The sequence below is a fragment of the Candidatus Poribacteria bacterium genome, from assembly GCA_026706025.1.
GTDB lineage: Bacteria > Poribacteria > WGA-4E > WGA-4E > WGA-3G > WGA-3G.
This window is the reverse complement of record JAPOZO010000063.1, coordinates 132785-149119: the sequence shown is the minus strand read 5'-3', so window position 1 is coordinate 149119 and position 16335 is coordinate 132785. Positions and strand designations below refer to the sequence as shown.

Annotated in this window: 10 protein-coding genes; 2 read left to right on the top strand and 8 right to left on the bottom strand. The window is 48.4% G+C overall.

Features of this window, described 5'->3' with window-relative positions; all coding sequences use genetic code 11:
• Positions 1-4 precede the first annotated feature (4 nt).
• The 4 genes from OXH00_15540 to OXH00_15525 form a co-directional block, all read right to left on the bottom strand.
• A complete protein-coding gene (locus OXH00_15540) occupies positions 5-1063 on the bottom strand; it encodes an alcohol dehydrogenase catalytic domain-containing protein (protein MCY3742428.1) in 1059 nt (352 codons plus the stop codon).
• Positions 1064-1200: 137 nt separating this feature from the next.
• Positions 1201-2307, bottom strand: a complete 1107-nt coding sequence (locus tag OXH00_15535) for a galactitol-1-phosphate 5-dehydrogenase (protein MCY3742427.1) — start codon at positions 2305-2307, stop codon at positions 1201-1203.
• Positions 2308-2421: 114 nt separating this feature from the next.
• Entirely contained in the window at positions 2422-3138 is a 717-nt protein-coding gene (gene rpe, locus OXH00_15530) for a ribulose-phosphate 3-epimerase (protein MCY3742426.1), read from the bottom strand.
• Positions 3139-3241: 103 nt separating this feature from the next.
• Entirely contained in the window at positions 3242-4279 is a 1038-nt protein-coding gene (locus OXH00_15525; GenBank protein ID MCY3742425.1) for a Gfo/Idh/MocA family oxidoreductase, read from the bottom strand.
• 144 nt (positions 4280-4423) lie between these two features.
• Between OXH00_15525 and OXH00_15520 the strand changes: the two genes are divergently transcribed.
• Entirely contained in the window at positions 4424-5182 is a 759-nt protein-coding gene (locus tag OXH00_15520; protein ID MCY3742424.1) for a LamG domain-containing protein, read from the top strand.
• A gap of 236 nt (positions 5183-5418) precedes the next feature.
• Positions 5419-12072 (top strand): hypothetical protein, encoded by a 6654-nt coding sequence (locus tag OXH00_15515; GenBank protein ID MCY3742423.1) that lies wholly within the window; start codon positions 5419-5421, stop codon positions 12070-12072.
• Positions 12073-12121: 49 nt separating this feature from the next.
• On the opposite strand, the gene OXH00_15510 is transcribed toward OXH00_15515, so the two are convergent.
• Genes OXH00_15510 through OXH00_15495 form a run of 4 tightly spaced genes read right to left on the bottom strand, consistent with a single transcriptional unit; the run spans position 12122 to position 16088 of the window.
• A complete protein-coding gene (locus OXH00_15510; GenBank protein MCY3742422.1) occupies positions 12122-12397 on the bottom strand; it encodes a CDP-alcohol phosphatidyltransferase family protein in 276 nt (91 codons plus the stop codon).
• Between the two features lie 2 nt (positions 12398-12399).
• Entirely contained in the window at positions 12400-14796 is a 2397-nt protein-coding gene (locus tag OXH00_15505; GenBank protein MCY3742421.1) for a hypothetical protein, read from the bottom strand.
• Positions 14797-14808: 12 nt separating this feature from the next.
• Positions 14809-15432 carry a hypothetical protein gene (locus tag OXH00_15500; protein MCY3742420.1) on the bottom strand — a complete coding sequence of 208 codons (624 nt, stop codon included), beginning with the start codon at positions 15430-15432 and terminating at the stop codon, positions 14809-14811.
• 5 nt (positions 15433-15437) lie between these two features.
• Positions 15438-16088, bottom strand: a complete 651-nt coding sequence (locus OXH00_15495; protein MCY3742419.1) for a hypothetical protein — start codon at positions 16086-16088, stop codon at positions 15438-15440.
• Between the last annotated feature and the right edge of the window lie 247 nt (positions 16089-16335).

Below are 16335 nucleotides of genomic sequence, written 5' to 3'. Positions count from 1 at the left end.
CCGTTTATCCTCCTGTACCCTCCTGATGTGGGTGTATCATAATCTTCATTCCTATTCGGGATTCCATTGCTTCAAACGCCTTGTCAATCTCAACGAGTGGGAAGTGGTGTGTAATAAGCGGTTTTACACGGACTAACCCCTTTTCAAGGAGACGGACCGCCAATTCATGGTGACGTGGTACACATCCATGTGAACCTGTAACAAAACACTCTTTATAGTGAATAATATTAGAGAGAACGCTCATGGGGCGCATCGTCTTTGGCAATCCGCCAAATAGGTTGACATACCCGCGATGTGCCACCATTTCAATAGCCTGTTCGTGTGCCTCAACCGAACCGCATGTTGTAACGACGATATCGGGTCCCTCGCCACCTGTTTCTTCCTTGCATCTCTCAATGACATCTTCCTCTTCAGAAGCGATGTAGGCATCTGCCTCGTAGAACTTTGCGATCTCCATCCGGAGCCTGCTCCGTTGTACACCAATAACTTTCGTGGCACCCATGATCCGCGCGAGGTCAATCATCATACATCCGATCGGTCCAAGACCGATAATAACCACAGTTTTGCCGAGGGACATATTAACAAGCTCAAGTCCGTTGATAGCACAAGCGAGCGGTTCGGCGAGGGCAGCCTCATCAAAACCGAGCGTCGCATCGAATGGGGTAACCGGTCCTTCTTCCAAAACGAGGCGTGGGAGTTTCATATATTCTGCGAAAGCACCGGAAATTTGGTAACCGATGGCGTAGTTGATGTCGCAGTTGTTTCCGAGACCATCTCGACACCAATGGCACTGCCCACACGGGACATCGGCACCGATTGACACTCGGTCGCCTTCTTTGACGCGCGTTACGTTTTTACCGGTTTTAACAATGACACCGGAGTTTTCATGTCCAATAATAGTGGGGGGTTTAACTCTTGGATTACCGTGATGGAGGATGCGGACATCAGAACCGCATATACTAACAGCTTCGATCCGCATTAAAGCGGCATCATCATCAATTTCGGGTTCGGGTACTTCTTTCACGCTCAAATTGTCAAGACTTTCAAGTATAGCCGCTTTCATATTTTTAACTTTCCTTGCGGTTAAGGCAAATGGGTTTGGACTTTGAAATTCTTCGGTGCATATCTGAAGAAACACTTTCTTCGCATTGGATTTTAGCGTTCGCAAAAACCCTTCCACTACGTTTCAGGCTACGTTTTTCAGGGGTGAATCAAAACTTTTGCGTAGAATTCACTCTTATCTCGCATCTTATGTAATATGTGTGTACTGTCCGCCAATGGTACTTTATGTGTTATGAGTGGCATGAGTGTTAACATCCCAGAAGCCATCGCTTGAAGCACAGTACGCCAATCGTCGTCGTTACCTGCGGCACTATAATCAGAATTCCATGTCCCAAAAATGTTCACTTCACGCCGCATTAACTGCGATATAAGCACTACTGGAAGCGTTACATCTGTAACAGGATTACCGAGCAAAACGACGCTACCGCCGCGTCCGACACTCCCGAGGGCATCGTTATAGGTAGCGGGAACCCCCGCAGCCTCAATACAAACGTGCGCACCCTTTCCATCAGTATGTGCGTTTACAATCTCAACCGGTGCCTCGGTTGTAGTGCTAAATACTTTGTCAAATCCGAGTTGCCTCGCCAGCTCCAGTTTATCCGCAACAATATCAAAGAGAAACACTGTTGTCGCGCCCATGATTCTTGCCCACTGCGCTGTCATTAATCCGATAGGTCCCGCACCGAAGACAGCAACTGTCTTTCCAGCAAGCGGTGTATTCGCACGGCAGATTGCGTGTAGTGCGACTGCAGCGGGTTCTGTCATCGATGCTTCCTCTAAAGTCACACCCGGTGGAACAGCGATCAGATTTTCTTTCGGCGCGACGACATATTCAGCAAATGCGCCATCGCTTCGCGAACCGAGATAGTCATAGTCGTGGCATTGGACATACTTACCCTGTTCACATGCTGCACAGGTGCCGCACCAAAGCAACGGAAATACAACGACAGGATCACCCGGGGCAAAATTGTCAACCCCCGGGCCACAAGCATCAACGATACCAGCGAATTCGTGTCCACAAACCGTTGGAAAACTATAAGTGCCTTTGACGAAAATTCTCGGAATATCGGAACCGCAGACACCACAAAACCCAATTCGGACGCGGACCTTACCTTCAGCGAGAGGTGGCACCGGAATCTGCTCTAATCGTAAATCTCCAACGCCGTGAAGGACAAGTGCTTCCATTATTTTAACCCAAGTTGCTACCAACGGATTTTGAGCATTGTAACGCGGTTTTTCCGACACTTTCTTCACCCCGTAGGGGTGTTATGTCTATAGAAACAGCATATTTAAGCCGCCGCACTCCGTAGGAGTGCTATGTAGATAAATAGGTGGCAACTTCCATTATTTTAATAGTTGTCAGTTTTTTCTATTTCCGAGTCCGAGCGTAATAGCCTGCTGAATTCGCTGAACATTGCCAAGCCGTGAACCGGATTTCTGGAAAACGCTACTCGTGCCACCGACCAAGATATCCGCGCCTGCAGATACCATTCTCGGGATATTTTCAAAACTCACGTTACCATCAACTTCAATTGGTAGGTCAACAGCATTCGCATCCAAAAAAGTGCGACATTCCGCGATCTTTCGGAGCGTCGCTGGGACCACCTTCTGCCCCGCAAACCCCGGATTTACCGTCATAATCAGCACGAAATCAAGGCGATCAAGAACATAGTCCAAGGCAGAGAGTGGTGTTGCTGGATTGAGTGCTGCGCCTGCCTTGATGCCGTGCGCTTGAATAAGAGACAACGTTCTATCAAGATGTGTCGCCGATTCAACGTGGACGGCTACCTGTTGAACGCCAATCTCTGCGACTGCATCCACAAAGAAATCGTTGTTTTCCACCATGAGGTGAATGTCAAAAGCACAGCCTGTTTTTGGACGCAATTGTTCAATTAAGGCAAGCCCAATCGGCATATTCGGAACGAAATGCGCGTCCATCAAGTCGAAATGGAGCATATCAATGCCCGCAACTTCTAATTCCCGAACATCGGCTTCCAAGTTGCATAAATCCGCGCACATCATCGATGGCGCGATGTGGATGTGTGGCTCTGAAGATGCCGTATTTGGCGTGGACAAGATAGCACTTCCGTAGTGTCAAAATTCCCATGCTTATTCTAACATAAAATCTTTAATAGTATAGCATAAAATGATGAATTTGTCAAATTTTGGCATGGGCGGGTCAGGAACGCGACAACACCTCACGAATCCGTGAATCAAGGTCTATAGGAGGGTCAAAAGGGATGTCAATCGGTTCGTGAGAGATCGCACTTGCATAGATGCCCAAAACGGCATTGAACTGGTGTAATGCGAGTTTAAGATTCGTTTCGACTGGACGGGCATCATCCTCAATCCAGTCAAACATCGCCTCTGTTAGACGTGCTTGTGCAAGGTCGTTGTTCTCACGCCACTCATCAGGCGTTGTTCGATGGTTTTCCATTTTTGCATTGGTAAAGATTTCCCATCCACTGAATTCCTCAAAGCACACGTGCCCGTTTTTACCATAGGCGGCAACGCGACAGTGTTTGTAGATGGCATCGTCGTCCATTACCCGCGGGGATATAAAACCGGTGTTCCAGGACCCGTAGACACCATTTTCAAACAGGACTTGGCACGATGATGTATCGGGGGCTGGATAGGTACTGTCAAGCGACTCCGCACCACTCACAGTGCCGAAGACGCGGACGATTGGGGAATCACCATTCAGGGACATCGCCCAATCAATGATATGCGTGCCTTGGGCAGAGAGGTTCATACCGCAGGAGAAATCTAAAAGATAAATTTTTCCTAATTCACCACGCTGCACTACCTCTCGGCACCTGATAAGTCCAGGGTGCCAGCGGTATTGTTTTCCAACACCGAACTTTGTGGCGGTCTGTGCTTCCAATTCGCACAGCAAACGCCAATCTTCAACACCGCAGGCTATTGGCTTTTCAACGAGACACGCTGGCACACCAAATTCTGATACCATCGGCATAAGCTCACGCCACTGGTCCGGCATGGTAATAAGGTGAACAAGATCGGGTTTCTCTGTTCGGAGCATCTCCTCGGCGTTTGCATAGCCGGTAATCCCGAAAGTCTCAGCAAATTTTTCGCGTCGGGCAACATTTGATCGGTTCGCACAGGCGACCAATTCGCCTCGCGAAACGTGTCGATAGGCATTTGCGTGACCGTAGGCTCTACCGCCACAGCCGATGATAGCACTCCGATATTTTGGCATTATTTGGATATCCTAATCTGAAATATCTATCATCTTACCTTAGAGGTATAGGCGGTGTCAAGAGAAAAAACGTGTGCAACTTCATACCAAATCTGATAAAATAGAAAGGAAAAGATTATTTTTATATGCGGAGGGATACTGAACATGAAAAAGATAACTGTTTTAATGCTTTTTATGAGCATTTTCTGTTACTTTGGGATTATCAGTGCCAGTGCCGACGCAATAGGGGTCTGGCTCTTTGATGAAGGAGTTGGCGAAATCGTTAAAGATGTATCAGGTAACGGGCATCATGGTGAAATCGTCGGTGAGGTCGCGTGGTCTGATGGAAAATTTGACAACGCCCTTGAATTCGACGGTGGTCATGTACGCGTACCGCATGCGGATGTTATGAACCTTAAGCAGTGGACAATGACCGCGTGGATAAAAGTCCCTAAGATCGTTGATCCATACCAAATTATCCTTGGCAAAGAGGCGTGGCCCGATCGAAACTATACGATGTGGATTCGCCCCGGCGTGATGACTTTCGGGTTCACGCTCCCTGGCGGCGCACAAGACCTACAGGTAGGTAGTAAAGAGGTCACTGATGGGAAGTGGCACTTTGTCGCTGGTGTGTACGACGAAAAGAATCTGATCCCTTACGTTGATGGCGAGCAATTTAATCCACGCGGTGCCGCGGGCAAACCGGCAACGAACAACGCGCCATTTATAATCGGCGCGCAGGGCCCTGATGGGAAAAACGGACCGTTGAGAGGCATCATCGATGAAGTTGCTGTCTACAATGTAGCTTTAGACGAGGACGAGATCGCTGAGGTGATGGAAGGGCTTACAAAGCAATTCCAAGCGGTAGAGGCTTCAGAGAAGTTAGCGGTAACATGGGGCCAACTCAAAGAGAGCGACAAATAATATAGTGGCGTTGCAAAATTCATGTAAACATAATGTCCCAATTTCTCGTTTCAAGTCAAGATTCCGAATCGCGGGTGATACACCGTGCCGACGAAACGCGAGTTAATTGGGGCATTTTTAGTAGATTAGACAATTCGGGCGCGTTTTCAAGGTCAAGGGATTCTTTGGACGCGTTCACCCGCCACAAAAATTGCTGAAAAATAACGAAACTCGGCACAGGAAACTAACGGTTTCCTATGCTACAAACGAGAATACACGTGCAGAAAAATCCATTACCTAAATTGGCAGTTCACCACTTTTTAAGATACCTGGGGCTGCTTTTCAAAATTGGGCTTATCCTTATTACTGTCCTTTCTGTAACGTCTGATGTTGCTATAAGTCGTATTGCTGAAGAAAACGACGAAACACAAGCAGAAACCACAACACCCAGTAGTAGCGTTACTGTTCCTGATCCAGACGAACCTGAAACATCAGCGAAAGAAAGAAACGGCAGTGAGTTTGGGTTGTTTAACCGTAACCCTTTCGATACCGATCATGTTCCAAAGCATTTCATCTGGCAAGACGAAAAGGCACAACCCAAGAAAGACGAAGAAGGCAGACGCATCCAACCCTATCTGGATAGCCTCCGCAGATGGCGGAATCCCCCCGAATTGACAGACCTCGGTAAACTCTATGATTGGAAACCGAAACCGAAACGCGACGAAAAAGGTATCGCCCTGCCGATGGATTCCAATCTCCGAATAACTGGCTTACAATCTGTAACTGTAGAGGCAAACAAGACGCACTATTTCGGTGAAGGCGATCTGAACCGATACGGTGGATACGGTTACGGCGGCGGTTACGGCAGCTATTCATCAGGGCTTGACTTGGGACTTACTTCGTCTTACGGTTACGAAGACTTTGGCTATGGCAGCAGCTTTGGGGGCGGCGGATACGGTTCTGGCTATGGCGGTGGCGGATACAGCAGCTACGGAAGTGGATACGGCAGCGGCTATGGCAGCAGCTTTGGGGGCGGCGGATACGGCAGCCGTGGTATCCCGCGCGCAACAGGCTTTAATCTGCGTCAGATACAACAATTTGGGCTACACGGTCGCGTCGGGCAACGCACACATATCGCCGTGGATTATAGTGCTGGTGGAAGTGGCTTTGGGGGCGGTGGCTATGGCGGTGGATATGGCGGCGGCTATGGTGGTGGATACGGTCTTGGCGGTACAAAGGAACAGAAAATTAAAATATGGTATGAAGGTAAACCGGAAGACATTATAAAAACGATCTCGTTCGGTGACATCACGCTCAATCTGCCGAACACCCGTTTTTTGAACATCAACCGAAATCTGTTCGGACTTGAGGGTGTCTTTGAATGGAAAAATACGCGCCTGACCGCTTTCGGTTCTCGCAGCAAAGGGATACGCGAGGTACGTACTTTCCGGGGACAATCTCGGCGTGCTGGGGGCGGATACGGCTACGGACCGCCGGGGATCCAGATCCCAGACACCAACTACGTCAAAAACCGGTACTACTACATCCACAAAGGCGAAGACGATTTACTACACGAAGGCTACCTACCCATCAAACACGGAAGTGAAGAAATTTACATCGACGACGGCGTTGTTGGCAACAATCAGGGCGGTAAACGAACGAGTCAAGGTTATTTTAACCCACAATTCGCTGGACAGGACTATAATATCGACTACGATACCGGTGAGATAGAATTTCTCTCCCCGATCTCTGCAAACTATACTATCGTCGTTGCTTATGAGTACACCGGCAGCGGCGGCGGTACGATTGGTAAACCGGGCAGCGTCTTTGTTGATGAAAATGGTGATGGTACGATTGACGAAGAGGGAGAAGAGACCGGCTACATCGTGCTGAAGGAAAAAGGGTTTCGTGGCACGGAGGCGACGCATGTTTACCAACTCGGCAGCCGAAATATCAACCCACGCGACTTCCAACTGACGATCCGCCGACAAGGACAGAACGAAACTTTCCAGACGAATCAGGGGCTCGTCCCTTATATTGAAATCTTCGGTTTGGATCAAAATGGGGACGGCAACGTTGATGCCCAATTCATAGACTACGACAGAGGTTTACTGCGTTTCCCATGGACAAACCCTTTTGAAATAATAGACCCGAACCACCCATATTACGCCTACCGAGACGCGCTTAACAACACTGCCATTTACCTCGAAGGTGTACGGACAGATGCCCAAATCTACACGCTTATAGCAGATTATACATACCAATCAGAAACATACAATGTTGGGTTGTTTGTGATTCCCAACAGCGAGACGGTTCGATTAAACGGTCAACTTCTGACGCGGGACACGGACTATATGATGCTCTATGAAGTCGGTACCATCCGATTCTTCAGACAACTCGATGAATTTGATGAAATCGTTGTGGAATTTGAAAAGACCCCTTTTGGCGGTTCGTCACAACAAGCGGTAGCGGGTATTTGGTTAGAGTACACACACAAACCGAAACCTAAATCGGAGAGAGAACAGAGCCTCGAAGATAGATTCGATCGCCTCGGTGGTATCCAATCAATGGATTCAAGTCGGCTCGGTGATGGAACAACGGATGCATTCGGTGAGTCATTGGCGGGCCGGAGAGGCGGTCTTGGCGGTTTAGGCAGGAGCGGCTTTGGTGGTGGTTTCGGTAGCGGTTTCGGCGGCGGTTTCGGTGGTGGTTATGGGAGTTTCGGCAGTCTGGGCGGTAGGTCGCGGAGAGGTGCAAGCTATTACGGCGGCTACGGCGGTGGCATGAATTATTTTAACCCTGTCTTCCAAAAAGGGTTTATGCTTTCAACAGGCTATATTCTGAATACCGGGCAAAAACCGGCAGAAATACCAGATGTAAACGGCGTTCCAAACCGTTTGCAAGCATTCAACATAAACACAAGTTTCGGAAGAGCATTCAATATGGCCGGGGTCTTCAATCTACTACCGTTTATTAACGTGAGAAACATCCCACTTTCGCTCGACTTCAGTGGAGAAGCGGCTTATTCACACAACAACCCGAACAGCATCGGTGTCGCACTCATTGATAGCATGGAAGGAGCGAAGGAATCAACCACGGTGCCGACGCTGAAATATAACTGGAAACAGAGTAGCATTCCCTATATCTCGGAGGATACCCCCGGACCTGGTGATGTTTATAATATTCTACCGACAAGTGAGAACAGAGTTATTTTTAAAGTCGCCCTTAAAGACAAAAACGAGTCGGAAGCAGTTGGAAACTATATGCGAAATCGAGATGTACCCGCATCTTCAATTCAGCCGCTCTCGCTCTCTACCGAAGAACGTCTTATCATGGAACTCGGCTATGATTTTACAGATGTAGTGGCAGAATGGGGCGGCTTCTCAAATGGTGTCTCAGCTTCGGGGGTTGACTATTCCGAACGTAGCTTCGTTGAAATCTGGATGCGCGTTCAAGGCGATGATAATGTGACGCTACACTTGAACCTTGGCGTAGTAAATGAAGACACAGATGACGACCAACGCTTGGATAGCGAAGACCTTCCAAACACACTCACAGACACAAACGGTGATGGCAGTATCGATGCCTTGGATTTGGATTTAGAGAATCTATCAGATGTAGACCGTTATCGCGGGAACGGTGCCCTCGATACTGGGGAAGACATAGGATGGAATTACGATGGCCACCTCAAAGGAACATCTGTCGGTAGCGGTAACCAGATTTTGGACAGCGAAGACCTGAACGGTGACGGCGTGCTTGACACTATAAACGCCTATTTTGAAATCTCAATCCCGTTGAACGAGATCCCGAATGAATGGGTAAAAAGTAAAAATGCTAACGGTTGGATGTTTCTCAGTATCCCACTCTCTAAATTCACGCCGACAGGTTCTCGGGTGCCGAGCCTCGTTTTTGTGCAACACCTCCGACTTTGGTTGAGCAAAAACGCTCCAGGGAGTGCGAAAGGTACGCTGCAGTGGGCATCAATCGAGATTGTTGGAAATAAATGGCAACAAGGTATCATAACTCGCTCAACCCAACAGACAACTCCAGAGGCTGGACTTACAGGCGAAACACTTTCAACGAGTACAATTGTGGAAGATACAATCGAAAAGTTTATCGTCGGTACAAAGGATAATTTCAGTTACGATGCGTATCAGAGCGCGTATCTCGATATTGAAGATAATGAACTCTTCAAGAAGTTACACCCATTTACAGCAACCTCGCTGGGTTTCCAAACACAACAGCAACGCGAACAGACGCTGAGCCTTGAATATTACCTGTTTCCTGGTTCTTACGGTGTTACCTCCAAACAACTGAAAGGCGTAACCCAAAGCGATGGTCAAGATTTCAGTAAGCACGACACATTGCGCTTTTGGCTCTATGGCGACAAAAGCGATACAACCTTCGTTTTGCAACTCGCACCGACCGTTCGTACCGGCTATCGCAGCTCATTTTATAGCTCGGATCCGTTTGTTAACCAGGCAGAGGAAGAAGATATTAACGTTTTCGAGAACCTAACAGATTATTATGAATACACAGTACCTGTTGACTTTGAAGGTTGGAAGTTAATTGAAATTGATCTACGGGACCTGCGTAGAAATGCTTACCCTGATCTGGATGCGCATGTTTCAAGTGTTCCGGTTGGCGTAGAAACAGAAATTGGAGAACCCGTGCCTACCACCAACCCCGAAAGCGTAGACGATGCCCCAGATGGACACCCAGATGGTTTCACAATCAGAGGTAGAAACAACACACGGCTCTCTATCAAAAATATTGGTGGTATCCTGCTCGGTATCCGCAACGATACAGGTCGTGAAATCAGCGGTGACATCTGGGTGAATGAGATTCACTTGGGTGATCCACTTGTACGTGCTGGCTGGGCGCGTCGCGGTAATATGTCAATGTCACTCGGCAATATCATGAAGTTGCGTGGCGGTTACGCAAGTCAAGATAAAGACTTTGAAAGCGGTGCCGGTCAAATTGGCAGACAACGGCTCTCTTCACGCGGGTATAGCACCACAAACAACGACTACAACGTTGATGCAGATGTCACCATTTTCCCGTGGCTGCCGATCCGGTACGGTATCCGACAACAAGACACTGAAACTGAAAGCGTGCGTGGTAGTTACAGCAGTTTCCAGAGCGGGAAAAGTGAGACCCGTACCCGAGATTTCTCTGTCCGATTCAATCGAAATCCGTACCCAAATCTCGGCTTCGCATATAACTATCAAGACTTTTGGAACGAGCGTCAAGGCACGCAAATTAGTCACCTCTACACTGGCAGTTTCCGATATGAACTCGGATCAAAACTCGGTGTTAACGTACAGTATCGCCACGAAGATGTGCTCGCTAAACCAGAAACGGCAACCGATACCACCTCAACTTCAACATCCTACTATAGTTATGGTTACGGCAGAAATAGAGACGAAAAAACCGATAGTGGCACAATAGCATTCAACATCAGCCCAACAAACATATTCAGTTTGAACCCAAGTTACGATGTCCGTCGGACACTTGAGAGACGTGAAGATCAGAACTATAGAACACCCCTTACAAGTGGTGTAACGACAGAACCGGAAGCACCTGAGGAAACTCCTGAACAAGATTTCTCAATCGCTGAACGGGAGCATCGACTCTCCCTGACACCACGATTGAATCGAGATTTGCTCGGCATGCGTCCGACTGTAACAAGCCGTATGAGTTTTCGTGAGAATTGGTTCAGAGAACAAAAAAACGCATCCCTTAACGGTAATGTCAGCCTCGGCATGAACCTCCGCGTTCAAAAGTGGTTCAGCTGGTTTTTGAATCCTGAAAAAACGCCAAACCCTGAGAACCCTACAGATGGCCCCCAAGACAGCACATCACCCTCTTCAGTAGGAGGGGTTTCTAACCCCGATTCCCTATCCTTGCCAAGTAACGAAGGAAACCCTGAAACAATTGAGCAGTTGCGAGAAAGTGGTATTGACGAGACGCAGATCCAAGAATTAGAAGAAAACCGCGGCACCTGGATTGAACGCGATAAAGGTGAGACAGGAAATAGTGTAGGAGCGAGTTCTACTCGCGATCAAGCAGCACAAGATGGTATCTTGCATAGAATTCTGAAAAGTTTCACGATTAGCACGAATGCCAATTTTACGGCTACCGAATCGTATCGGCAGCTTGCATCCGGGTTGTCTGCCTTAGAAATTTGGTCGCTTGCGGATGACGCAAAGGAACGGACGAATTCCCGGCGCAGTAATCGTTACACAGTTCGCGGCTCGGTAGACCCGTGGAGTTGGGCATCCTTAGGAACAAATTTCAGCACGTCTGAAAGTTTCCGGAAAAGTTTAGGGAGCACGTACACGTCGCACGCCGAGTCCTACGAAGCCGATTTAAAACTGAAGGCACAAGAAGCCTCCAGTTTTCAACTGCGCTATAGTTTCACAAAACGAGACAATTCAACACTGGAAACGACGCTTAGCGATAGCACGGCACACACGCCATCACTCAGCTGGATACACACATGGGGTAAAGAAACGCGGACAGCATTGGGTATACGCACGACACTCCGAGACCAACAACGGAGCGGCATACAGAGTAAGGCTTTGATCGTAACACCAAATCTTAGTATTGACTATCGGTATCGCACAGAAAACGGTATACGGTTTCCGTTTTTCGGCAGAATCCCACTTAAACACGACTTGGAACTGACGAATACCCTCTCTTGGGCGATTCGCAGGGAAAATTTCGGTGCGAACCGTGAGGAACGTTCCGAGCGTTACGAGACGACACTGCGCGTCGGTTACAAAATCAGCACGCATATTACAGCAAACTTCCACCTCGGTCTCAGCTACCACCACGACAGAGTCGAAGAAGGTAGAGACTTCCTTTCAGTCGCAAGCGCACTCACCATCCGCGGCGAAATTCAGTAATCGCGCAGAACAACCAACCGCAAACAAAATAGCCACCAACCACCAACATTTAACCGTTAGCAGATTGTTGCTTAAGAGGAGGTTCGGAGATCGTGAGTTTTGACATGTTGCCTTCCTCAATTCTGTCAGCGAGGGTGTCCAGGATTTCACCGAGTTTAGAGGTTTTGTTGCGTTTGCGGGCGATGTAGCCATCAACGGCATCGAGTGCAAAGATGAGGGCGATGGTGAAAATCAAGGCGATGGATAGGGCGCGCTGATGTCCAAAGAGGGCCATAACGGCAAAGGTTAAGACTGGGCAAGCGATTGTGATCGTGTTTGCGAGCATGTTTATTGCAGTTGTAAATCCTCGTCTATTTCAGAGAAACCGGTTTTGAGGTATTTTAGATCCGGTTGGATGTCGGGAGGGTAGTGTATTTCCCAAACTTTGACAGGCGTTCCGCCAGTTTTTTGAGTTTCGTAAACAAGCTTAAACGCGTCACTTGGGATGCCTCGTAGGAACAGGCGGATCGCGACGTTCTCCCATGCGATGGGCGGGACATAATAGCCTTTTTGGAACTTCTGAGACTCATCAAAATAGAGGAGGATGCCTCCTGTTTTTGACCCGTCTTGATTTTCGGAGGTGGTGCGTTTTTTATTCTCAAAAGCGACGTAAGGGAGAGTCGTCGCTATCCCTTTTTTGCGGACAAGTATAGCGGTGGTTGCTGTGTTGTTTTCTGGATGCATATCAATCTGGATGTTCCCGAAAAAGGGTGTTGCTTTTTCAGGAAATAGAAAGATATTTCCTTTTTCGTATATTGGGTCTCGGAGTACAATGATTTCAAAGTGCTTGTCGTGTTCGGATGGACTTCCAATAACAGAATAGGTGAGTGCATCCGCAACGATGTCGACTTCAGTTAACATCAAGTGGGTTGCCCCGTGGCTTTTTAGGAATTGAAGGAATTCTTTTTCAGATTGTCCACAGAAGAGGTATCGGTAATAAAGATGGATCCAATGCTGTATGAAAGTGTCCTGGTCCGTAATCGTTTTGACACCGCCAAGGACGTTGAGTTGGCTACCGTGTATCCAGTCCGTAGCGACGACAGCCGAGTGTGAGAGTTCTGCTTTCATCCACTGAAAAGTTTCAGCAACGGTGCTGTTTATCGGCATGCTTCTGCGCACATGTGTCGCATGCCGGATTTTCTGGGCGTATCCGAATGGAGAAGGGATCCATATAAGAACTGCAAGCATTGCGAGTGCCAAGCTTGTTTTCAGGACCCGCTGTGGTATCCGTCCGCTGAGTTTTTGGATCAGTTTCACGTTACAGAGTTTCGCGCTACAGAATTGTATGAGTTCCGCGGTAAAGAAAGCGAGGACAGGGCTGGTAAAGATGGAATATCGTTCTGCATCACGCGAGAGGGCTGTCCAAATCAGAAACCATGCAATGGCGGCTACAGAAGCAAGTTCATTTTTCGGACGGAAGTCACGCCGCCAAGCCATAAACATGATCGTCATCACAGTTGCAGCGATAGCAATGAAAAAGAGGATATTGGTATTCTGTGTCCCGCACCAGCTATCAGGGTATTCTCTAAAAAAGGTGGTTAATGTAAAAAGCGTAAGCGGCAGGATCAGGTGGGCACCATAGTTTTTCCACTGGTGCATGGCTGTCGTCATGAGTCCCATGATGCCTAATACAAAGATATATCCGTAGAGCATTCTCCAATAGTTTGAATCTGTGTGTACGAGTTCACCAATGCTTTGCATCAAGGGGGTTTGACTCAACGGCACGGTCGTTTCTGCGAAGGTGTTTCGTTGTATCAAAACATACCCGATTGCAAGGCACACGGTTGCCACCATCACTCCGAGCGCAAGGGTGCGGGCATGCGGGCGGAGTTTTTCTACTTTTGACAGCAACAGGTACCGAAGGGCGCGTATGCCTAAAAGCACAACGGGTGGGACAAGCACAAACGCAAAGAGGTGTTCGGCAAAACCGTAGCCGTTCCGATAGCCCGGTGAGGCAAGATAGAGTGTTGGAACAAAGCAGCACACCCACAGCAGATAGAGGCCGAAGTTGTTTTCGCTTTCGGAAGAGAGGAATCGCCACAGCTCCACAACCATAATCACACTCAGGAAGACACCGAAACCTTCCCAACTCATACCGCCCAGAAAGACAAGAAAGCCACTCACAATCGTCCAAATCAGCCGTTTGCGGGGTGTTCCTGCTTGGAAAGAGACAAGATAGGTCACAACGGCAAGGAGACCGAGCATCAGACAGTAGGCATCTCGGTCGCCGAAGCCAGCAGTGCTTCTATTGATGGCCCCCGGGAGCGTTGCCAAAAGCACACCGACGAGACTCGCAGTGAGCAGCCCGAAGGAGCAAGTGAGATAGAGACAGAGCGCGCCGATCCCGATACAAAAGCAGACCACAGGCATGTAGACGGTAACATCATAAAGTGTGACAGAAGGGTATAGCCACGCCACAGTTTTGTGAGTGTATGCAAGGGTATAACTGTAGAGGTTGAGGAGTTGCTCGTTATCCCTACCGAGGGGCAGCCACCGGTGCATATCGCGGGCGGGTAATGTCCCCTGATCCGAGATCTGTTGTGCCTGAAAATAGTAGAGATAAGCGTCAACGCCTGTGAAATGCCCTTCTGGTATTGCGCCGACACTCTGAACACGAATCCAGAAGACAACACAGAGAAAACCACCGAGGAGAACCGATTTGAGTAGCATTGAGCGGTTGAGCATTATCGCGAGCGATCACTCCTCATCTTCGGTGGAAACTGAATTTTGATCATGAGCATCGGCAGCAGCACTTTCTGATTTTGATGTTTCTTTTGCTGGGATGACGGCTTTCCCTCCGGGGAGGCTCCAATCATTTATGATTCGCGTGCCATCTGGCAGCGTTCTGACGTTGTAGTAGCCACTGGGGCCTCGGTGATAAAAATGTGAAGTGCTCCCGGCGTACCTCAATACAGGGGTTTCACCTAATGGTATCCCCTCTTTTATGTATCGCTCTCTGTCCTTTTCCCACCTTTTTAATTTTGCTTTTGTGGCATCTGAGGGGTAGAGATGGGCTTCTGCAGTGTAGAGTTCTATTGCCTCATCAATGGTCATTCCGGTCCCCGTGTAGAATTTTTGCTGCAGCCGCATATACGTGCGGACTTCCGGAATATCCCCGAACTTCTTAATCAGCGGATTGTGTGGACTGGGATTGTCTGGATCATCCCGCATTGGGTTCACGAGTACGAAGGGCTCTGGGGGATCCTGTTGATCGTGAGCCGTTGGTGTGTTGGGGAAGGGCGCGTTGGCGTGCCTCGCGCTGCAACCCGATAGCACAGTTACGACCATAAAACAAACGAGTAAAGCGTTCAAAGTTTTCATTGTGTTCACCTCACGATTTTAGTGCCTCTTGGATACTCGGCGGCTCTTTTCTCCAAGAAAATCTCCAGGGTTTCCTTGGTTCTTGGATCTGGCCACAGATGATACTGAGCTCGCGTAAAATCAATGCGTTCATCCAAGGACCACGGCTGGTTCTTGAGCCTCTTTCGCTCTAATTCCATAAATGTGTGAACCTCGGGGATGTCACCAAAACGTTTTAGTAGCCCGACAAGTAGCATATCGGCCAGTTCATCTGGATCCATTTCACTGATATCTGGAAGTTCTCGGGCAAATGGACTTCGGGTGGTTTTATGTTCGTGTGCATCATCGGTTTGCCACGCTGCACCGTTTTCTTTCACATCCTCGGTCTGTTCCGCCGCGTCTACTTGCGTTGTGCTATCTTCAGGCTTTGGGGGTGTGGAAACCGAATTTTCTACGATAATAGTTTTAGGTACAAACACGCTGGTTTTTGCGGGCGGGGTTTCCGGTACGGGGGTCTCATGTGGATGCTCATGTGGATGTGCGTCAACAGTTTGTTGTTCTACAATGGGTGATTCGGGCACGCTGTCGGCAACTCTTTGTGTATCCCACTTCGCGTAGAAAAAACATCCACAAGCAAAGGTGACAGAGAGGATAGCCCCTATCATAAGTTTTCTCATGTTACGGCTCCTATTGGACTGTGTGGATGTTTTGGAGAAAAACATCCACCAGGCGACTTAATCATCCTCATCGCAATCACTACAACCAGTCACCGTCATGGTAACATTGTCGTAGACATGTTGATTTTTCTTAAAACCGTGAGGTCCGTGAACGTGCCTGCCATGGGCATCGATTTCGTGTGGATCGGGGTAAACATCTACAGGATCTAAGGACTCTGTCCAACTGTCACAAATGTTATAAAAAGGC